Consider the following 21,129-nt stretch of genomic DNA (forward strand, 5'->3'; position numbering starts at 1 on the left):
GACCGGGGCAGCGGGCGGACGGCGATGGGTGCCGAGATCACCGCGGTGCGGGACTTCCTGGCCGGGCACGCCCCCTTCCGCGACCTGCCGCCCGAGGCGCTCTCCGCGCTGTCCCGGTCGCTGACCGTGCGCTACGTGCGGCGCGGCACCCGCATCCGGTCGGTGGGGGAGGCGGCCCACGAGATGTTCGTGCTGCGGTCCGGCGCGGTGGACATCACCGACCCGGAGGGTGCCCTGGTCGAGCGCAGCGACCCCGGCACCTCGTTCGGCATGTCGGCGCTGGTGGACCCGGCGCCGTCGCGCTACGACTTCACCGCCATCGAGGACAGCCTGCTCCTCGTGGTGCCGGCGGAGGTGTTCGCCCGGACCTGCGCCGAGCACGCAGGCTTCGCCACGTTCTATGCGCAGGCGCACACCGCCCGGTTGCGGCGGGCGCTCGGCGTCCTGCACGCGACGACCCGGGGCGGGGCAGTGTTCAAGACGTCGGTGCGGGACCTGGTCCGCCGGCCACCGGTCGGGACCGCGCCGAGCACGAGCATCCGCGAGGCGGCGCGGCTGATGGCCGACGAACACGTCTCCTGCCTGGTGGTCCTACGGGACGGGCGGCTGGTGGGGATCCTCACCGACCGGGACCTGCGCACCCGGGTGCTGGCCACCGGGCGCGACCCCGCGGACCCCGTGTCGGCCGTCATGACGCCGGACCCGGCGACCGTCCCGGAGGACGCCCTGACCTTCGAGGTGCTGATGGAGATGGTGGCGCGTGCCGTCCACCACCTGCCCGTCGTCGACCGTGGCGGCCGGGTGACCGGACTGGTCACCGGGACCGACCTGATGCGCCTGGAGCACAACAACCCGGTCTACCTGGTGGCCGACATCGCCGCGGCGCCGGACCAGCCGGCGCTCACCCGGCTCTCCCGGCGGATCCCGGTGATCCTGGAGCAGCTGGTCGCCGAGGACGCCAGCGCGGACGACATCGGGCGGGTCGTCACCGCGCTCGGCGACGCGCTCGAACGCCGGCTGCTGGTGCTCGCCGAGACGGACCTCGGGCCGCCCCCGGTGCCCTACTGCTGGGTGGTCCTCGGGTCCCAGGCGCGGCAGGAACAGGGACTGTCCAGCGACCAGGACAACGCGCTCGTGCTCGGCGACGACGCGGACCGCGCGGACGACGGGTACTTCCTGGAGCTGGCCCGCCGGGTCCGCTCGGGCCTGGCCGCCTGCGGGTATGCCGAGTGCCCGGGTGAGGTGATGGCCACCAACAGCCGGTGGCGCGCCCCGGTCGGCACCTGGCGGCAGCACTTCGCTGGCTGGCTGGACACCCCCCAACCGCAGGCGGTCCTCAACGGCGCCATCTTCTTCGACATGCGTCCCCTGCACGGCGCGACCGAGCTGGTGACCGGACTGCGCCGCGAGGTGCTGGGGCGGACCGCGGACTCCGACCTGTTCCTGGCCTACCTGGCCTCGCACGCCGTGGGGCAGCGGCCACCGATCGGCTTCTTCCGCGGCTTCGCCCTGGAGCGCCACGGCGAGCACCGCGACACCCTGGACCTGAAGCACGGCGGGGTGGCCGCCGTCGTCGACCTCGCGCGGGTGCACGCGCTGCGCCACGGCATACCCGAGGTCAACACCCGGGCGCGGATCACCGAGGCGGCACGGGCCGGGTCGCTCAGCGTCGGGTTGGCAGCGGAGCTGCGCGACGCGCTGGAGTTCCTGGCCTACGTGCGGCTGCGGCACCAGGGGCGGGCGGTGCGGGCCGGTCGGGAGCCGGACAACTTCGTCGACCCGGCCGACCTGACCGACTTCGACCGGCGGCACCTGCGGGACGCCTTCCGGATCGTCCGGTCCGCGCAGCAGGCACTGTCCCAGAAGATGGCACTGGGGCACCTGTCATGACCCTGCTGCGCCGGCGGCACGGGGGTGCCGACCCGATGCCCGCACCGGGGTGCCCGCTCCGTGACCTGCCGCTGCTCGCGCTCGACCTGGAGACCACCGGCCTGGATCCGGTGCGGGGCGAGATCGTCGCGGTGGGGATGGTGCCGGTCGATGGCACCGTGGTGCGGCTCGACGGGGCGTGGCAGAGCCTGGTGCGCCCGGCCGGGGGCCGCGGGGTCGGGGACAGTGCCACCGTCCACGGCCTCACCGACGACACCGTGGCGGCGGGCTCCGCGCTGTCGGACGTCGTGTCCCGGGTGCTCGGGGAGCTGGCCGGGCGGGTGCTCCTCGCCCATCACGCCGCCATCGAGGTCGGGTTCCTGAGCCGTGCCTGCCGGCGGGTGGGCCGGGACTTCCCCGACGTGCGCGTGGTCGACACCGTCCGGTTGCACCGCCGCGTGCTCGGGCGGGGTCGCCCGCTGGGGCACGTGGGCGAGGACGAGCTCCGGCTGGGGAGCGCCCGCGCCCACCTGGGCCTGCCGCCCTACCCCGACCACGACGCCCTCACCGACGCCCTGGCCTGCGCCGAGCTCTACCTGGCGCAGGTGGAGCACCTCGGCGGCGCGGACGGCCTGCGGCTGCGCCAGGTGGCCAGCCGGGTGCCGCCGAGCCGCTGACGGGGCAGGTCCACGGACCGCCCGGCGGCCACCGCCCGCGGGGCACCCGGGAGTGAGGCGAACCTTAGTGATCTGTGGTGAAAGGTGGACCTAGACTGACCCGAGTTCGTGAATCCCTTCACAAGCGAGGCGTCTTCGGTGAGTGAGCAGTCGGTCGCAACCGCCCAGGTCCGGTTCGACGAGACCGCCGACGTGATCGTGGTCGGCGCGGGTCCCGGTGGATCCGCCACCGCGGCATACCTGGCCGCCCACGGACTCGAGGTCCTGCTGCTGGAGAAGACCGCCTTCCCCCGCGAGAAGGTGTGCGGTGACGGACTCACGCCCCGCGCCGTCCGGGAGCTGGTCACCCTCGGGATCCCCACGCCGGAGGACGACGGGTGGATCAAGAACTGGGGCCTACGGATCATCGGCGGCGGCATGCGGCTGCAGCTGGACTGGCCGGACAACAGCGCCTTCCCGCCCTACGGGCTGGTCCGGACCCGGCAGGACTTCGACGACATCCTGGCCAAGCACGCCCAGTCCCGCGGGGTGAAGCTGCACCAGCTCACCAACGTCGTGGGCCCGGTCCTGGACGAGCGCACCGGCCACATCATCGGGGTGCGCGCCAAGGTGATGGGCAGCGACAACCGGCCCACCGGCGAGCAGGTCGCCTACGGCGCTCCCGTCGTCGTCGCGGCCGACGGCAACTCCTCCCGGCTCTCGCTGTCGATGGAGCGCCCCAAGCGGGACGACCGGCCGATGGGCGTGGCGGTGCGCACCTACTTCACCAGCCCCCGGCACGACGACGACTACCTGGAGTCCTGGCTGGAGCTGTGGTCGACCAACGACGAGGGGGAGAAGATCCTGCTGCCCGGCTACGGGTGGATCTTCGGGGTCGGCGACGGCACGTCCAACGTCGGGCTCGGCATCCTGAACACCTCCGACGCCTTCGGCAAGGTCGACTACAAGGACGTCATGCGCCGCTGGGTCGCGACGATGCCGGAGGAGTGGACCTACAGCGAGGAGACCCAGGTCGGCCCGATCCGCGGCGCGGCCCTGCCGATGGGCTTCAACCGGCAGCCGCACTACGACCGGGGGCTGCTGCTCGTCGGCGACGCCGGCGGCATGGTGAACCCGTTCAACGGGGAGGGCATCGCCTACGCGATGGAGTCCGGCCGGCTCGCCGCCGAGGTGATCGCCCAGGCGCTGGCCCGGAGCACCCCGGAGGCCCGCGAGCGGGTGCTGCAGTCCTACCCCCGGGTGATGAAGGACGCCCTCGGGGGCTACTACACGCTGGGTCGGCACTTCGCCCAGCTGATCGGGCATCCCGAGGTGATGCGGCTGGCCACCAAGTACGGTCTGCCGCGCAAGACCCTGATGAAGTTCCTGCTGAAGGTGATGGCGAATCTGGGCGAGCCCCACGGGGGGCGCGCCGACGACCGCATCATTGCAGCACTCACAAAGATCGCACCTGCGGCATGATGGGCCCCAGCACCCCTAGGATTGGGCCGCGCCGAGCCACCCGAAAGGAGCGCGGGCTATGAGCCAGACCTATCTGCCCCTGCTGATGTTCTTAGCGTTGGGACTGCTCTTCGCGGGGGGCTCGGTGGGCACCGCGGCGATCGTGGGGCGACGCACCTACAACAGGGCCAAGGCCGAGGCCTACGAGTGCGGCATCCAACCGACACCGCAGGCCCGGGACGGTGGCCGCATCCCGATCAAGTACTACCTGACCGCGATGCTGTTCATCGTCTTCGACGTCGAGGTGCTCTTCCTCTACCCGTTCGCGGTGGCCTTCGACCAGGTCGGGCTGTTCTCGCTGATGGCGATGGTGCTCTTCCTGGTGGTCGTGTCGGTCCCGTTCGTCTACGAGTGGAGCCGGGGTGGTCTGGAGTGGGACTGAGGGACGCGATGACAGACACGTATGCAGGGCAGAACCCGGTCACGGAAGGCACGGTGTGAGGAATGGGGCTTGAGGACAAACTCCCGTCCGGCTTCCTGCTGACCACGGTCGAGGGCCTGGTCGGCCAGATGCAGTCCCGGTCGATCTGGCCGGCGACCTTCGGGTTGGCCTGTTGCGCGATCGAGATGATGGCGGTCGGCACCCCGGACTACGACATCGCCCGGTTCGGGATGGAGCGCTTCGCGGCGACCCCCCGCCAGGCCGACCTGATGATCGTGGCGGGCCGGGTGAGCCAGAAGATGGCGCCGGTGGTGCGCCAGGTCTACGACCAGATGCCCAACCCCAAGTGGGTCCTGTCGATGGGGGTCTGCGCCAGCTCCGGCGGCATGTTCAACAACTACGCCGTGGTGCAGGGCGTGGACCACATCGTCCCGGTCGACATCTACCTGCCCGGCTGTCCGCCGCGGCCGCAGATGCTGCTCAACGCGATCCTGTCGCTGCACGAGACCATCCGGAACAGCAAGTTCGGCGTCGACCGGGTCGAGGCGGCGCGCAAGGCCGAGGCCGCCGCGCTGGCCGCCACGCCGACGCACGAGATGAAGGGGCTGCTGGCGTGAGCGAGACCCCCGAGGCACCCAAGGACGAGGCCGTGACCCCCGGCGCCGACGAGGCCAGCGCGAGCCCGGCCGAGGCCGGCACCAGCCCGCACGACGACCTGCCGGTGCAGGAGACCGCGCCCACCGAGCCCGGCGCGCCGGTGGTCGTCGCCCGCAAGCGGGGCATGTTCGGCTCGTCGCTGGGCAATGACACCAGCGGGTACGGCGGGCTGGAGCGTCCCGTCCTGTTCCCCGGTGCCTCTGCGCGCCCCTACGGCGGCTACTTCGACGCCGTGGCGGACGCCCTCGAGGACTCCCTCGGCTCCGGGTACGCGGCGGCCGTGCCCGCCGTCGTCGTGGACCGTGGGGAACTCACCCTGCACGTGGCCCGCGAGCAGCTGCTCGTGGTCATGAAGGCGCTCCGCGACGAACCGGCCCTCCGGTTCGAGATGATGAACGGGGTGTCCGGGGTCAACTACCCCGAGCACACCGGGGCGGAGCTGCACGCCGTCTACCACCTGCTGTCGATCACCAACGGCAGCCGCCGGATCCGGGTCGAGGTCACCTGCCCCGACGAGGACCCGCACATTCCCTCGGTCGTCTCGGTCTACCCGGCGGTGGACTGGCACGAGCGGGAGACCTTCGACATGTTCGGGATCGTCTTCGACGGGCACCCGGCGCTGACCCGCATCCTGATGCCGGACGACTGGCGCGGGCACCCGCAGCGCAAGGACTACCCGTTGGGCGGGATCCCGGTGGAGTACAAGGGCGCCACCATCCCGTCGCCCGACCAGCGCAGGAGCTACAGCTGATGGCTACGCAGACGCACGAAGACCTCTACGGCGGACCGGACGGGGCCGACGTCGGTGGCGTGTTCACCGCCTCGGGCGGCGACTGGGACCAGGTCGTGGAGGACATCCACGAGCTCGGCGAGGAACGCATCGTCGTGAACATGGGTCCGCAGCACCCGTCCACGCACGGGGTGCTGCGCCTCATCCTGGAGCTCGACGGTGAGTCCGTGCGTGAGGCCCGGGCCGGCATCGGCTACCTGCACACCGGCATCGAGAAGAACATGGAGTACCGCACCTGGGTGCAGGGCACCACCTTCTGCACCCGGATGGACTACCTGACGCCGATCTTCAACGAGGCGGCGTACTGCCTGGCCGTGGAGAAACTGCTCGGCATCACCGACCAGATCCCGCAGCGGGCCAGCGACATTCGGGTGCTGATGATGGAGCTCAACCGGATCGGGTCCCACCTGATCTGCATGGGCACCGGCGGGATGGAGCTGGGCGCCACGACGGTGATGACCGTCGGGTTCCGGGAGCGCGAGCGGATCCTGCGGTTCTTCGAGGCTGTCACCGGGCTGCGGATGAACCACGCCTACATCCGTCCCGGCGGCGTCGCCCAGGACGTGCCGGCCAGCGCCCTCGACCTGTTCGAGTCCGAGATCGACGACCTGCGCCTGGGCATCCGCGACCTGGAGAACCTGCTCCTGGAGAACCCGGTGTTCAAGGGCCGCACCGTCGACGTCGGCCACCTGGACCTGACCGGCTGCATGGCCCTGGGCATCACCGGGCCGATCCTGCGCTCCACCGGCCTGCCGCACGACCTGCGCAAGTCCGAGCCCTACTGCGGCTACGAGACCTACGACTTCGAGGTCGTCACCCGCGACGGTGCCGACGCCTACGACCGGGCCTGCATCCGGATCGAGGAGATGTGGGAGTCGCTGAAGATCGCCGAGCAGGCGATCGCCCGGCTGCGGGCCAGCGAGGGCGAGCCGGTCATGGTGGCCGACAAGAAGATCGCCTGGCCGGCCCAGCTCTCGGTCGGCGGCGACGGCCAGGGCAACAGCCTGGAGCACATCCGGGAGATCATGGGGGAGTCGATGGAGTCCCTCATCCACCACTTCAAGCTGGTCACCGAGGGGTTCCGGGTGCCGCCGGGGCAGGCCTACGCCGCGATCGAGTCGCCCAAGGGCGAGCTCGGCGTGCACGTCGTGTCGGACGGGGGCACGCGACCGTTCCGGGCGCACTTCCGCGACCCCTCCTTCCACAACCTGCAGGCCGCCTCGGTCCTGGCCGAGGGCGGTCTGGTCGCCGACGTGATCGTGGCCGTCGCCTCGATCGACCCCGTGATGGGAGGAGTGGACCGGTGAGCACGCCAGAGCCCGAGGGCACGATGCGCACGACATTCGGCGCCGGGATCGACAAGGAGGGCCCCGGCCGCTTCGAGGGTGCCCTGCACCGGCAGGACCCGCTGCACGCCAGCGACGAGGACTGGCCGGCGGACGTCCGGGCCCAGCTGGAGGCGGACGCCGCCGAGATCATCGCGCGCTATCCGCAGAAGCGGTCCGCCCTGCTGCCGATCCTGCACCTGATCCAGTCGGTCGACGGCTACGTCACCGGCCGGGGCGTGCAGTTCTGCGCCGAGCTGCTGGACCTGACCACCGCCGAGGTCGCCGGTGTCGCGACCTTCTACACCCAGTACAAGCGGCACCCCAACGGTGAGTACACCGTGGGCGTGTGCACCAACACGCTGTGCGCGATCATGGGCGGGGACCAGATCTTCGAGGCGGTCAGCGAGCGCCTCGGCATCGGCCACGACGAGACCACCCCGGACGGCAAGATCACCCTGGAAGGCGTCGAGTGCAACGCCGCCTGCGACTTCGCCCCCGTGGTGATGGTCAACTGGGAGTTCTTCGACAACCAGACCCCGGAGTCGGCCACCGAGCTGGTCGACGACCTGCGCGGGGGCAAGCCGGTCACCCCGACCCGGGGTGCCGGCCGGGTCTGCACCTTCAAGCAGGTCTCCAGGGTGCTGGCCGGGTTCAACGACGGGCTCTCCGACGAGGGGGTGGGCGCCGGCGCGCCGTCCCTGGCCGGGCTGAAGCTGGCCAAGGAGCGCGGGTGGACCGCTCCGGGCGACGAGGCGACCCCGGGGGACCAGGACGTCACGAGTGACGGAGCGCCGCAGGCCGGCGGCGAACACAGCTCCACGGACTCCCCGGCGACCGGGGACAAGGAGGTGGACCGGTGAGCACCACGCTGACGCCGATCCTGAGCAAGTTCTGGGACCACCCGCAGTCCTGGACGCTAGCGACCTACGAGGACAACGACGGCTACCAGGCGCTGCGCAAGGCGCTGAAGATGGACCCGGCGGACATGGTGCAGGCGGCCAAGGACTCCGGCCTGCGCGGCCGTGGCGGCGCCGGGTTCCCCACCGGGATGAAGTGGGGCTTCCTGCCCCCGCCGGACGGTGGACCCCGCTACCTGGTGGTGAACGCCGACGAGGCGGAGCCGGGCACCTGCAAGGACATCCCGCTGCTGATGGCCGCCCCGCAGTTCCTGATCGAGGGGATGATCATCACCTCCTTCGCGATCGGCTGTAACCACGCCTTCATCTACCTGCGCGGTGAGGTGGTGCACGTGCACCGCCGGGTGCAGCGGGCCATCGAGGAGGCGTATGCCGCCGGCTACCTCGGCAAGGACATCCTGGGCAGCGGGTTCGACCTGGACATCACGCTGCACTCCGGTGCCGGTGCCTACATCTGCGGTGAGGAGACGGCGCTGCTGGACTCCCTGGAGGGCCGGCGCGGTCAGCCCCGCCTGAAGCCCCCGTTCCCGGCGGTCGCGGGCCTCTACGCCCGCCCCACGGTCGTGAACAACGTGGAGAGCATCGCCAGCGTCGCCCCGATCTTCCAGCACGGCGCCGAGTGGTTCGCCGGGATGGGCACCGAGAAGTCGCAGGGCTTCGGCTTCTTCTCGCTGTCCGGACACGTGACCCGCCCGGGCCAGTACGAGGCCCCGCTCGGCATCACGCTGCGCGAGCTGCTCGACATGGCCGGCGGGATCCGCAAGGGCCACCAGTTGAAGTTCTGGACGCCCGGTGGCTCCTCGACCCCGATCTTCACCGACGAGCACCTGGACGTCCCGCTGGACTTCGAGTCCGTGGCCGCGGCCGGGTCCATGCTGGGCACCCGCGCGCTGCAGATCTTCGACGAGACCACGTCCGTGGTGCGTGCGGTGGCCCGGTGGACCGACTTCTACGCCCACGAGTCCTGCGGCAAGTGCACCCCCTGTCGGGAGGGCACCTACTGGCTCAAGCAGATCATGGCCCGCCTCGAGGCGGGCAAGGGCACCCAGGACGACATCGACAAGCTCGTCGACATCTGTGACAACATCCTGGGCCGCGCGTTCTGCGCCCTGGGAGACGGCGCGACCAGCCCGATCACCTCCGCCGTCCAGCACTTCCGGGAGGAGTTCGAGGCGGGGATGCACACGCCGGCCGACGAGTTGTTCCCGCCGGAGCGCTCCACCCTGTTCGCCAAGGAGGGCCAGCCCGCATGACCGTCAACTCCTCTCCCGCCTCCGGTGGAAACGCGGTGGACACCGGCGGGAACGCCGAGGTCCCGGCCGAGCCGGACGTGAAGATGGTCGAGCTCACCATCGACGAGGTCCCGGTGAGCGTGCCGGAGGGCACCCTGGTGATCCGGGCGGCCGAGCAGATCGGCATCCAGATCCCCCGGTTCTGCGACCACCCGCTACTGGACCCGGTCGGCGCCTGCCGGCAGTGCATGGTGGATGTGGCCACCCCGGACCGGGACGGCAACTACCGGCCGATGCCCAAGCCCCAGGCGTCCTGCACCATCGCCGTGTCGCCCGGCATGCAGGTCAAGACCCAGCACACCTCCGCGGTCGCCGACAAGGCGCAGCAGGGCCAGATGGAGTTCCTGCTGATCAACCACCCGCTGGACTGCCCCGTCTGCGACAAGGGCGGGGAGTGCCCGCTGCAGAACCAGGCGATGTCCAACGGCCGGCCCAAGAGCCGCTTCGAGGACGTCAAGCGGACCTACCCCAAGCCGATCAACATCTCCACGCAGGTGCTGCTGGACCGGGACCGCTGCGTCCTCTGTGCCCGGTGCACCCGGTTCTCCGACCAGATCGCCGGCGACCCGTTCATCGCGCTGATCGAGCGCGGGGCGCTGCAGCAGGTCGGGGTCTACGAGGAGCAGCCGTTCCAGTCCTACTTCTCGGGCAACACCGTCCAGATCTGCCCGGTCGGTGCGCTGACCGGTGCGGCCTACCGGTTCCGCTCCCGGCCGTTCGACCTGGTCTCCACCCCGAGCGTGTGCGAGCACTGCGCATCCGGGTGCTCCATCCGCACCGACCACCGCCGCGGTGTGGTGCTGCGCCGGATGGCGCTGGAGGACCCCGAGGTGAACGAGGAGTGGAACTGCGACAAGGGTCGCTGGGCCTTCCCGTATGCCGTGCAGCCGGACCGGCTGCGCGACCCCGTGGTCCGCGACTCCGACGGGCAGTACCGGGTGGCCTCCTGGGACGAGGCCTACGCCGCCGCGGCCAGTGCGCTGGGCGCGGCCCGGGCCGACCGCGGGGTGGGCGTGCTCACCGGCGGCCGGCTGTCCCTGGAGGACGCCTACGCCTACAGCAAGTTCGCCCGGACCGCGTTGGGCACCAACGACATCGACTTCCGCTCCCGTCCGCACTCGGTCGAGGAGACCGAGTTCCTGGCGGCCCGCGTCGCCGGCAACACCAGCGTGACCTTCGGTGACCTGGAGACCGCCTCCGCGGTCCTGCTGGTCGCGCTGGAGCCGGAGGAGGAGTCGCCCTCGATCTTCCTGCGGCTGCGCAAGTCCAACCGGGCCAACGGCACCCCGGTCTACGCGCTGGCCCCCTTCGCCACCCGCGGGCTGGAGAAGGTGAACGGCACCCTGCTGCCGGTCGCCCCCGGCACCGAGGCTGAGGTGCTCCGCGCGATGGTCGAGCACCCCGGCGACGAGGGGCTGCTGCACGAGGCCATCCAGGCGCTCGACGCCGGCGCGGTGATCCTGGTCGGCGAGCGTCTCGCGATGGTGCCCGGCGGGTTGTCCGCGGTCGCCGCGCTGGCCGAGAGCACCGGGGCCCGGCTCGCCTGGGTCCCGCGCCGGGCCGGTGAGCGCGGCGCGGTCGAGGCCGGCGCGCTGCCCAACCTGCTGCCCGGTGGCCGCCCCCTCGGGGACGCGACCGTGGCCGCCGCGTGGGGCGCCGAGTTGCCGCAGCAACCGGGCCGGGACAGCGGGGCGATCTTTGCCGCCGCCGCCTCCGGTGAGCTGTCCGCGCTCCTGGTCGCGGGGGTCGACCCCGACGACATGGAGGACCCGCGCACCGCCCGCGCCGGGCTGGAGAAGGCGTTCGTGGTGTCGCTGGACCTGCGCGAGTCCGCGGTGCACGAGTACGCCGACGTGATCCTGCCGGTCGCGCCGCAGCAGGAGAAGTCGGGCAGCTTCGTCAACTGGGAGGGTCGGGTCCGGCCGTTCCAGCAGGCGCTGGACTCCAACGCCCGCAGCGACGCCGGGGTGCTCGACCTGCTGGCCGGTGCGATGGGCATCGCCCTGGGCACCCTCTCCGTCGACCAGGTCCGGACCGAGCTGGAGGGCCTGGCCGGCGCGACCGACCGGCCGGCCGCTCCGCAGGTCCCGGCCTCGGGCCCGCCCCGCCCGGCGCAGGGCGAGGCCGTGCTGGCCACCTGGCACCACCTGCTGGACCTCGGGTCGCTGCAGGACGGTGAGCCCTTCCTGGCCGGCACCGCCAAGACGCCGGTCGCCCGGCTCTCCCCGGCGACGGCCGCCGCCGCAGGTGTGGCGGAGGGCGATCCGCTCCTGGTGAGCACCGACCAGGGGGCACTCACCCTGCCGGTGGCACTGACCGAGATGCCCGACCACGTCGTCTGGGTGCCGACCAACTCGACCGGGTCCCGGGTCCGCGCCACCCTCGGGGTGGACGCCGGGGCCGTGGTCCGGGTCGGGGCCGCCGAACACACCGGAGGTGTCGCATGAGTGCTCTGGCCGCGGTGGGCGAGTTCGCCGCCCACGGGCCGTCGGTCCTGGCCGCCGCGCCGGTGTCGATGACCGACTATCCCGTGGCGGACTTCAGCGACACCCCGTGGTGGCTGGCGCTGATCAAGACCGTCGGTGTCTTCGTCTACCTGTTGCTCTCGGTGCTCATCGTCATCTGGTTCGAGCGGCGCGTCATCGGCCGGATGCAGCAGCGGCCGGGCCCCAACCGGTTCGGTCCGATCGGCATCCTGCAGACGCTGGCCGACGGGCTGAAGCTGATGATGAAGGAAGACGTCATCCCCAAGGCCGCGGACAAGGTGATGTTCGTCCTGGCCCCGCTGATGGTCGGGTCGCTGGCGTTCGTCTCCTTCGCGATCATCCCGCTGGGCGGCACGGTCGAGATGTTCGGGCACACCACGCCCCTGCAGCTGACCGACACGCCCGTCTCGGTGCTGCTGGTGCTGGCCGTGGCCGGCGTCGGTGCCTACGGCTTCGTGCTGGCCGGCTGGTCCTCCGGGTCGACCTACCCGCTGCTGGGTGGTCTGCGCTCCACCGCCCAGGTGATCTCCTACGAGATCGCGATGGGACTGTCGCTGGTCGCCGTCTTCCTCTACTCCGGATCGATGTCGACCAGCCAGATCGTGGCGGCCCAGGACGGTCTCTGGTACATCATCCCGCTGTTCTTCTCCTTCGTGGTCTACGTGATCACGATGGTCGGCGAGACCAACCGGCTGCCGTTCGACCTCGCCGAGGGCGAGGGCGAGCTCGGTGGCGGGTTCCACACCGAGTACTCCTCGATGAAGTTCGGGATGTTCTTCCTCGGTGAGTACATCAACATGTTCACCGTGTCCGCGCTGGCCACCACCCTCTTCCTGGGTGGGTGGCAGGCGCCCCCCGGCATCGCCGCGATCAACGACGGCATGTTCAACGAGGGGTGGTGGGGCCTGCTCTGGTTCACCATCAAGATGTGGCTGTTCATCTTCTTCTACGTCTGGCTGCGCGGCTCCCTGCCGCGGGTGCGCTACGACCAGTTCATGAAGCTGGGGTGGAAGGTGCTCATCCCCGCCTCGCTGGTGTGGGTCGTCGCGGTGATGATGATCCGCGCCGCCCAGGTCGGCTACTTCGGCGACGGACGCTACGTGCTGCCGATCACCCTGGCCGCCGTGGGTGTCGTCGTGATCGGCGGACTGCTGCTCCTGGACAAGCGCAGCAGCGATGCCCGCGAGGCCAAGCTGGCCGCCCGCAAGCCCCCCGCCGAGGTCGACCCGTTCGCGGGTGGCTTCCCGGTGCCGCCGCTGCCCGGCCAGAAGCTGGTCGAACCCCGTCGCGCGGTGACCCGGGCCGAGCCGGTCACCGTCAGCGCCGGCGGCGCCACCGGCGACCCGACCGAACCCGACAGCACGGAGGACACTCGTGGCTGAGTCACAGACCCCCGACCCGGGCTCCAAGTCCTCGGTCAACAAGGGAAGCAACGCGAAGGCGAGCGAGCGCGGCGGCTTCTTCGCCGACCTGTTCGCCCCCGTCGCGGGCTTCGGTGTCAGCTTCGGCACCATGTTCCGCAAGGTGCACACCGAGGAGTACCCCGAGGAGCGTCGCCCCACACAGCCGCGGTTCCACGGACGCCACCAGCTCAACCGGCACCCCGACGGGCTGGAGAAGTGCGTGGGCTGTGAGCTGTGCGCCTGGGCCTGCCCGGCGGACGCGATCTACGTCGAGGGCGCGGACAACACCGACGCCGCCCGGTACTCCCCGGGGGAGCGGTACGGCCGCGTCTACCAGATCAACTACCTGCGCTGCATCTTCTGCGGGTTGTGCATCGAGGCGTGCCCGACCCGGGCCCTGACGATGACCAACGAGTACGAGCTGGCCGACAGCCGCCGTGAGCCGTTGATCTACGAGAAGCACCAGCTGCTGGCCCCGCTGCGGGAGGGCATGCTGCCGCCGCCGTTCCCGATGGCCGAGGGCATGTCCGAGCGTGACTACTACCGCGGCACGGTGACCACCGCCACCGCCGAGCAGCGTGCCTACGTCGAGGAGCGGGACACCCCGGCGGAGACGGACCAGTCCGAGGAGGTCACCCGATGACCGGAGCGGAAGCCCTGCTCTTCTGGGTGCTGGCACCGGCCACGGTGCTGGGCGCCCTCGGGCTGCTGTTCGCCCGCAAGGCCGTGCACGCCGCCATGTCGATGGCGCTGGTGATGGTCTCGATGGGTATCTTCTACATCGCCCAGCACGCCGAGTTCGTCGGCATCATCCAGATCTTCGTCTACTCCGGCGCGGTCATGATGCTCTTCCTCTTCGTGGTCATGACGATCGGCGTGGACGCCTCGGACTCGATGATCGAGCCGCTGGCCGGCCAGCGGGTCTGGTCCTGGATCCTGGGCATCCTCTTCCTCGCGCTGGGCGTGACGATCGTCGGCCAGGTCTCCTTCCCGGACACGGTCGAGGCCCTCGCCGCCGCCCAGGCCGAGGGATCGATCACCGCGCTGGCCCGGGAGATCTTCAGCGTCCAGGTCTTCGGCTTCGAGGTCCTCGGCACGCTGCTGGTGATCGCGGTCATGGGCGCCATGGTGCTGGCCCACCGGGAACGGCTGCTGCCGCGCCGCGACCAGCGCGCCTCGGCCGCGCGGCGGGTCCGGTCCGGCCAGTGGCTGTCGGGCAAGCCGAACCCCGGCATCTACGCCCGGCACAACGCCTCCGACACCCCGGCGCTGCTGCCCGACGGCACCCCGACCGAGATCTCCGTCCCCCGCGTGCTGGTCGCCCGCGACCAGCTGGTCGACCCGGAGATCTTCGCGGAGGCGACGGAGACGGCATACGACTCCATCGGCACCGGGTTCCCGCACCCGGACACCCCGGTGCCGGACGACGCCGACGACCAGGCCACCCGTGACTCTGCCGGCACCCAGTCCACCGAGGAGGCACAGCGGTGAACCTCTCGGCCTACATCTACCTGTCGATGATCCTGTTCACCATCGGTTCGCTGGTGGTGCTCACCCGGCGCAACACGATCGTGGTGTTCATGGGGATCGAGTTGATGCTCAACGCCTGCAACCTGGCGCTGGTCACCTTCGCCCGCATGCACGGCTCCCTGGACGGACAGGTCTACGCCCTGTTCGTGATGGTGGTCGCGGCCGCGGAGGTCGTGGTCGGTCTGGCGATCATCATGTCCATCTACCGTGCACGTCGCTCGGCCTCGGTCGACGACGCCAACCTGCTGAAGCTGTAAGGAGCGAGCGTGCCTTTGCTTGAGACGAGCGCGATCCTGCCGCTCGCTGATCCCAGTGCCGTCCGGGCGGTCGAGGCCACCGGCACGGCCGGCCTGGCCTGGCTGCTGGTCGCCCTGCCGTTGGTGGGTGCCGGACTGCTGCTGGTCGGCGGACGGGCCACCGACAAGTTCGGCCCGATGCTGGCCACCCTGCTGTCCTGGGGCAGCTTCGTGGTCGGCGCCCTGATCGTGGTCCAGCTGCTCGGCGAGCCCGAGGGCGAGCGGTCGCTGTCCCTCCAGCTGTGGGACTGGGTGAGCGCCGGTGACCTGTCGGTCCACGTCGGGTTCCTGCTGGACCCGCTGTCGCTGGCCTTCGTCCTGCTGATCACCTTCGTCGGGTCCCTGATCCACGTGTACTCGCTGGGCTACATGGCCCACGACCCGCACAAGCGCCGGTTCTTCGCCTACCTGAACCTCTTCGTGGCGGCGATGCTCGTCCTGGTGCTGGCGGACTCCTACCTGGTGCTCTTCGTCGGCTGGGAGGGTGTCGGTCTGGCCTCCTACCTGCTGATCGGCTTCTGGTACCAGAACCCCGAGTACGCCACCGCCGGCAACAAGGCCTTCGTGGTCAACCGGGTCGGTGACTTCGCGCTGCTCATCGGGATGGCGGTGATGCTGTCCACCTTCGGCTCGCTGGACTACGCCGGGGTGCACGGCAACGCCGCGGGGGCCAGCGAGACGACCCTGACTATCCTGGGGCTGCTGCTCCTGGTCGGTGCCTGCGGCAAGTCGGCCCAGTTCCCGCTGCAGAGCTGGCTGGGCGACGCGATGGCCGGTCCGACCCCCGTGTCCGCGCTGATCCACGCCGCGACCATGGTGACCGCCGGCGTCTACCTGATCGCCCGCAGCCAGGCGATCTTCGACCTCACGCCCGACGCCCAGTTGGCGGTGGCCATCGTCGGCACGATCACGCTGGTCTTCGGTGCCATCGTCGGCTGTGCCAAGGACGACATCAAGAAGGCGCTGGCGGCCTCCACGATGAGCCAGATCGGCTACATGATGCTCGCCGTCGGGCTGGGCCCGATCGGCTACGTCTTCGCGATCTTCCACCTGATCACCCACGGCTTCTTCAAGGCCGGGATGTTCCTCGGGGCCGGCTCGGTGATGCACTCCATGAACAACGGGGTCGACATGCGCCGGTTCGGTGACCTGTCCACGAAGATGAAGATCACCTGGCTGACCTTCGGCGCCGGCTGGCTGGCCATCATCGGCTTCCCGTTCCTGTCCGGCTGGTGGTCCAAGGACCTCATCATCGAGTCGGCCTTCGTCGGCGAGGGACTGCGCCCGTGGATCTTCGGGGGCGCCGCGATGCTGGCGGCCGGCCTGACCGCCTTCTACATGTCCCGGCTGTTCCTGATGACCTTCCACGGCGACGCGCGGTGGGAGGACGACGTTCACCCGCACGAGTCGCCGCTGACCATGACGGTGCCGATGATCATCCTGTCGGTGGGCTCGGTCGCCCTCGGCGCGGCCCTGTGGCCCACCGGGATCTTCAACGACTGGCTGGAGCCCGTCTTCGGTCACGTCGAACACCACGAGCCGGTGATCCCGGTCCTGGCGATCCAGGTCCTGGTGTTCGTGCTGATGGCGGCCGGTGTGGCGCTCGCCTGGTGGAACTACGTCCGGCAGGACGTCCCGCAGGTGGCTCCCGCGGGCTCCTTCCTCACCCGCGCCGCGCGGCGTGACCTGTTCCAGGACGACGTCAACGAGATCTTCCTGCGGCATCCCGGTGACCAGCTGGTCAAGGGGATGGTCGCGGCCGACGACGACGTCGTGGACGGCGGCCTGGTCGGCGGGGTCACCGGCGGCCTGTCCGGCCTCTCAGGAGTCCTGCGCCGCACCCAGAACGGGTTCGTCCGCAGTTATGCCATGACGATGCTGGCCGGCGTCGTCGCCATTCTCGGAGTCGTGTGGGTGATGCAGTGATGACCGACTTTCCGTGGATGACCACCCTGCTGCTGGTTCCGGCCGTCGGCGCTCTCGTGGTCGCCCTGCTCCCCAAGGGGTTCGGCCGGGTCCGTGAGGTCGCCCTGGCGTTCTCGCTGGTGACCCTGGCGCTGACCGCCGTCGCCGCCAGCAACTTCGACATCGGCACCGCCGGGCAGCTGCAGCTGCAGGAGACCTACTCCTGGATCCCCCAGTTCGGCGTCAGTTTCGCCCTGGGCATGGACGGCATCGCGCTGACCATGATCGTGCTCTCGGTGATCCTGGTCCCGATCTGCCTGGTCGCGGCCTGGGACGACGTGCCCAACGAGGGGCGCCGCCAGCACGGCTACTTCGCCTGGATGCTGCTGCTCGAGGCGTTCATGGTCGGCGTCTTCGCCGCCACCGACGTCTTCCTGTTCTACGTCTTCTTCGAGGCGATGCTGGTCCCGGTCTACTTCCTGATCGGCCGCTACGGCGGCAAGCAGCGGGCCGCGGCAGCCACCAGCTTCCTGCTCTACTCGCTACTCGGTGGCCTGGTCATGCTGGTCGCCGTCATCGCGCTGTACCTGCAGGGCCCCGGCGGCAGCGACGGATTCCTCCTGGAGCGGCTGACCGGCCTCGAGATCGGCGGCACCACCGAGATCCTGCTGTTCCTCGGCTTCTTCCTCGCCTTCGCGATCAAGGCGCCGATGTGGCCGCTGCACACCTGGCTGCCCAAGGCCGCCAGCGAGGCGCGTCCGGCCACCTCGGTGATGCTGGTCGCGGTGCTGGACAAGGTCGGCACGTTCGGGATGATCCGGTTCTGCCTGCAGCTCTTCCCGGAGGCCAGCGAGTGGGCCACCCCGGTGGTGATGGTGCTGGCCGTCATCTCGATCCTGTTCGGGGCGCTGCTGGCGATCGGCCAGACCGACATGATGCGACTGATCGCCTACACCTCGATCAGCCACTTCGGCTTCATCGTGCTCGGCATCTTCGCCATGACGACGGTGAGCCAGACCGGGTCGACCCTCTACATGGTCAACCACGGGTTCACCACCGCGGCGCTGTTCCTGATCGCCGGCATGCTCATCGTGCGCAACGGCGGCAGCCGGCACATCCCGTCCTACGGCGGGTGGCAGAAGGTCACCCCGCTGATCGCCGGCACGCTGCTCGTGGCGGGCCTGTCCGGCCTGGCGCTGCCCGGCCTGAACGCCTTCGTGTCCGAGTTCATGGTGATCGTGGGCACCTTCCAGCGGTACCCGGCGTTCGCCGTCGTCGGCGCCTCGGCGGTCATCCTGGCGGCCCTCTACATCCTGCTCTGGTACAAGAAGCTCGCGACCGGGCCAGCCCCGGAGCTGTCCGCCCCGGTGACGGACATGTCCGTGCGGGAGAAGGTGGTCGTCGTTCCGCTGATCGCCGCGTTCCTGGTCCTCGGGTTCTACCCCAAGCCCGTCATCGACGCGCTGGAGCCCGCCGTGACCACCACCTTGCAGACGGTCGGGATCACCGACCCTGCGCCGACCGCCGACCTCGAGGGGAGTGATCGCTGATGTTCACCGCTCCGGAGATCGACTACCTGGCGTTCCTGCCGCTGATCATCGTCTTCGCCGGCGGCCTGGTCGGTTGCCTGGTGGAGGGCTTCGCCGGCCGCGGCCAGCGCTACGCCATCCAGCTGCCGCTGACCGTGGGCACCCTGGTGCTCGCGCTGGTCGCGCTGGTCACCGTCAGCCGGGACCACACCGGCATCACCGCCGCCGGGGCCCTGGTCACCGACGACCCGGCCCTGGTCATCCAGGGGCTGGTCCTCGCCCTGGCCCTCACCGGCGTGATGGTGATGGGCGAGCGGCTCGGCGGCGCCACCCCCGACGCGTTCACCCAGGCCGGGGTCTCCATCCCCGGTTCGCAGGAGGAGGCGCTGGCGACCAAGCTCGGCGCCACCACCACCGAGATCTTCCCGCTGACCCTGCTGTCGGTGGGCGGCATGATGCTCTTCCCCGCGGCCAACGACCTGATGGTGATGTTCATCGCCCTGGAGGTCCTGTCGCTGCCGCTGTACGTCCTCTGCGGGCTGGCCCGCCGCCGCCGGCTGCTCTCGCAGGAGGCGTCCCTGAAGTACTTCATGCTCGGGTCGTTCTCCTCCGCGTTCTTCCTGTTCGGCGCCGTGCTGCTGTACGGCTACGCCGGGTCGATGCGGCTGGACGTGATCGCCGACACGGTCGCGACCGGGGTCGGGATGGAGGGGCTGCTGGCCCCCGGCATCCTGCTGCTCTCGGTCGGCCTGCTCTTCAAGGTCGGTGCCGTGCCCTTCCACGCGTGGACGCCGGACGTCTACCAGGGGGCACCCACCCCCGTCACCGGGTTCATGGCCGCGTGCACCAAGGTGGCCGCGTTCGGCGCCATGCTGCGCATCTTCTACGTGGCCGTCGAGGGCGCCCGGTTGGACTGGCAGCCCGTGCTGGCCGCCGTCGCGGCGCTGAGCATGGTGGTGGGCGCCGTCATGTCGATCCAGCAGACCGACATCAAGCGGATCCTGGCCTACTCCTCGATCGCGCACGCCGGGTTCATCCTGGCCGGCCTGATCGCCCTGGAGCAGACCGGTGCCTCGAGCACGATGTTCTACCTGATGGCCTACGGCTTCATGACGATCCCGGCCTTCGCCCTGGTTACCCTGGTGCGGACCGCAGGTTCGGAGGCCACCCACATCACCCAGTGGTCCGGCCTGGCCCAGCGCAGCCCCTGGCTCGCCGGCGCCTTCGCCTTCCTGCTGCTCGCGTTCGCCGGGATCCCGCTGACCTCCGGCTTCACCGGCAAGTTCGCGGTCTTCACCGCGGCGGTGGACGGTGGCTACTGGTGGCTCGCGGTGGTCGGTGTGCTGGCCAGCGCGGTGACCGCCTACATCTACTTCAAGCTCATCATGGTCATGTACTTCGGTGACGAGTCCGTCGGGACGCACGTGGTGCGGCCCTCCTGGCTGACCACCTTCGCGGTGGTGGCCGGCCTGGCGATCACCCTCGGCCTCGGCGTCGCGCCCTCCCCGCTCCTGGAACTGGCCGAGGGCGCGGCCACCTTCCTGCGGTGAGCCCCGTCCCGACGACGCACGACCCCGGACCGGCCACCGTCATCCCCGGGGTCGACCCTGCGCTGAACGAGCGGATCCTGGCGGGCCTGGAGACCGTCGACGCCCGACTCACCGAGGCGGTGTCCTCGGACGAGGAGTTCCTGGCCGAGGCCGGGGGCTACCTGGCCCGCGCGGGAGGCAAGCGGTTCCGCCCCCTGCTGGCGCTGCTGTGCGCCGAGGTCGCCGGTGGGATCAACGCCCGCGTGGTCGACGCCGCCGTCGGCGTCGAGCTGACTCACCTGGCCTCGCTCTACCACGACGACGTGATGGACGAGGCGGACCTGCGCCGCGGGGTCCCGAGCGCGAACCGGGCCTACGGCAACTCCACCGCGATCCTGGTCGGCGACCTGCTCTTCGGCACCGCCTCGTATGTCGTCGCCGGGCTCGGCGCCGAAGCCGTCCGGATCCAGGCGGAGACCTTCGTCCGGTTGTGCGCCGGGCAGATCCGGGACACCCGTCCCCCCGGCGAGGGGGAGGACCCGGTCGACTACTACCTCGGGGTCCTGGCCGACAAGACCGGGGCGCTGATCGCCACCGCCGCCCGCTACGGCGCGCTGTTCGCCGGGGCCGACGAGGAGACCATCCGGACCCTCACGGCATACGGCGAGCGGATCGGCGTGGTCTTCCAGCTGGCCGACGACCTGCTCGACATCGCCTCGGACGCCGACGACTCGGGCAAGACCCCGGGCACCGACCTGCGGGAGGGCAAGGCCACCCTGCCGGTCCTCCTCGCCCGGGCGTCCACGGACCCCGCCGACGCCGAGCTGCAGCAGCTCCTCGCCGGCCCGATCGGCGACGAGGCGGACCTGGAGCGGGCGCTGACCCTGCTGCGGGAGCACCCCGCCATGGAGCAGGCGCAGCGGCACACCCTGGAGATGGCGCAGGGCGCCGAGGAGCTGCTGGCCCGGCTCGAGGACGGGCCGGCGGTGCAGGCGCTGAGGGCCATGGTCACCGGCGTCGCGCTGCGCTCGACCTGAGC

At 70.7% G+C, this 21,129-nt stretch carries 18 protein-coding genes; all 18 read left to right on the forward strand.

Going from position 1 to position 21,129, the window contains the following annotated elements:
• Positions 1–24 precede the first annotated feature (24 nt).
• Entirely contained in the window at positions 25–1,890 is a 1,866-nt protein-coding gene (locus tag FB467_RS05015) for a putative nucleotidyltransferase substrate binding domain-containing protein (RefSeq protein WP_141784121.1), read from the forward strand.
• Positions 1,887–2,546 (forward strand): exonuclease domain-containing protein, encoded by a 660-nt coding sequence (locus FB467_RS05020; RefSeq protein WP_141784122.1) that lies wholly within the window; start codon positions 1,887–1,889, stop codon positions 2,544–2,546. The genes FB467_RS05015 and FB467_RS05020 overlap by 4 nt, the downstream gene beginning before the upstream one ends.
• Positions 2,547–2,684: 138 nt before the next feature.
• On the forward strand, positions 2,685–4,007 hold the full coding sequence (locus tag FB467_RS05025; RefSeq protein WP_141784123.1) for a geranylgeranyl reductase family protein: 1,323 nt from the start codon (positions 2,685–2,687) through the stop codon (positions 4,005–4,007).
• Between the two features lie 58 nt (positions 4,008–4,065).
• Positions 4,066–4,428, forward strand: a complete 363-nt coding sequence (locus FB467_RS05030; RefSeq protein WP_141784124.1) for an NADH-quinone oxidoreductase subunit A — start codon at positions 4,066–4,068, stop codon at positions 4,426–4,428.
• Between the two features lie 62 nt (positions 4,429–4,490).
• On the forward strand, positions 4,491–5,045 hold the full coding sequence (locus FB467_RS05035; protein ID WP_141784125.1) for a NuoB/complex I 20 kDa subunit family protein: 555 nt from the start codon (positions 4,491–4,493) through the stop codon (positions 5,043–5,045).
• A complete protein-coding gene (locus tag FB467_RS05040; RefSeq protein ID WP_425325824.1) occupies positions 5,042–5,836 on the forward strand; it encodes an NADH-quinone oxidoreductase subunit C in 795 nt (264 codons plus the stop codon). Before FB467_RS05035 ends, FB467_RS05040 begins: the two co-directional genes overlap by 4 nt.
• Positions 5,836–7,182 (forward strand): NADH-quinone oxidoreductase subunit D, encoded by a 1,347-nt coding sequence (locus FB467_RS05045; protein WP_141784126.1) that lies wholly within the window; start codon positions 5,836–5,838, stop codon positions 7,180–7,182. Before FB467_RS05040 ends, FB467_RS05045 begins: the two co-directional genes overlap by 1 nt.
• A 23-nt stretch (positions 7,183–7,205) precedes the next feature.
• The gene (nuoE, locus tag FB467_RS05050) at positions 7,206–8,063 is read left to right on the forward strand and encodes an NADH-quinone oxidoreductase subunit NuoE (RefSeq protein WP_141786474.1); all 858 of its coding nucleotides are present in this window, start codon (positions 7,206–7,208) and stop codon (positions 8,061–8,063) included.
• Positions 8,060–9,373, forward strand: coding sequence for an NADH-quinone oxidoreductase subunit NuoF (nuoF, locus tag FB467_RS05055; protein ID WP_141784127.1), 1,314 nt, complete (start codon positions 8,060–8,062; stop codon positions 9,371–9,373). The genes nuoE and nuoF overlap by 4 nt, the downstream gene beginning before the upstream one ends.
• The gene (locus tag FB467_RS05060) at positions 9,370–11,859 is read left to right on the forward strand and encodes an NADH-quinone oxidoreductase subunit G (RefSeq protein WP_141784128.1); all 2,490 of its coding nucleotides are present in this window, start codon (positions 9,370–9,372) and stop codon (positions 11,857–11,859) included. The genes nuoF and FB467_RS05060 overlap by 4 nt, the downstream gene beginning before the upstream one ends.
• On the forward strand, positions 11,856–13,280 hold the full coding sequence (gene nuoH / locus FB467_RS05065; RefSeq protein ID WP_141784129.1) for an NADH-quinone oxidoreductase subunit NuoH: 1,425 nt from the start codon (positions 11,856–11,858) through the stop codon (positions 13,278–13,280). The genes FB467_RS05060 and nuoH overlap by 4 nt, the downstream gene beginning before the upstream one ends.
• The gene (nuoI, locus tag FB467_RS05070) at positions 13,273–13,944 is read left to right on the forward strand and encodes an NADH-quinone oxidoreductase subunit NuoI (protein ID WP_141784130.1); all 672 of its coding nucleotides are present in this window, start codon (positions 13,273–13,275) and stop codon (positions 13,942–13,944) included. Before nuoH ends, nuoI begins: the two co-directional genes overlap by 8 nt.
• Positions 13,941–14,792 (forward strand): NADH-quinone oxidoreductase subunit J, encoded by an 852-nt coding sequence (locus FB467_RS05075; RefSeq protein ID WP_141784131.1) that lies wholly within the window; start codon positions 13,941–13,943, stop codon positions 14,790–14,792. The genes nuoI and FB467_RS05075 overlap by 4 nt, the downstream gene beginning before the upstream one ends.
• Positions 14,789–15,088 carry an NADH-quinone oxidoreductase subunit NuoK gene (gene nuoK / locus FB467_RS05080; protein WP_141784132.1) on the forward strand — a complete coding sequence of 100 codons (300 nt, stop codon included), beginning with the start codon at positions 14,789–14,791 and terminating at the stop codon, positions 15,086–15,088. The genes FB467_RS05075 and nuoK overlap by 4 nt, the downstream gene beginning before the upstream one ends.
• A gap of 15 nt (positions 15,089–15,103) precedes the next feature.
• Positions 15,104–17,053, forward strand: a complete 1,950-nt coding sequence (nuoL, locus tag FB467_RS05085; RefSeq protein WP_141786475.1) for an NADH-quinone oxidoreductase subunit L — start codon at positions 15,104–15,106, stop codon at positions 17,051–17,053.
• Complete coding sequence (locus FB467_RS05090; RefSeq protein WP_141784133.1) at positions 17,053–18,582, forward strand: NADH-quinone oxidoreductase subunit M; 1,530 nt, start codon at positions 17,053–17,055, stop codon at positions 18,580–18,582. The genes nuoL and FB467_RS05090 overlap by 1 nt, the downstream gene beginning before the upstream one ends.
• The gene (gene nuoN, locus FB467_RS05095; RefSeq protein ID WP_141784134.1) at positions 18,582–20,111 is read left to right on the forward strand and encodes an NADH-quinone oxidoreductase subunit NuoN; all 1,530 of its coding nucleotides are present in this window, start codon (positions 18,582–18,584) and stop codon (positions 20,109–20,111) included. The genes FB467_RS05090 and nuoN overlap by 1 nt, the downstream gene beginning before the upstream one ends.
• Entirely contained in the window at positions 20,108–21,127 is a 1,020-nt protein-coding gene (locus tag FB467_RS05100; RefSeq protein WP_228393261.1) for a polyprenyl synthetase family protein, read from the forward strand. Before nuoN ends, FB467_RS05100 begins: the two co-directional genes overlap by 4 nt.
• Positions 21,128–21,129: the final 2 nt, after the last annotated feature.

Origin of the sequence: Ornithinicoccus hortensis (assembly GCF_006716185.1) — a bacterium.
Taxonomy (GTDB): Bacteria; Actinomycetota; Actinomycetes; order Actinomycetales; family Dermatophilaceae; genus Ornithinicoccus; species Ornithinicoccus hortensis.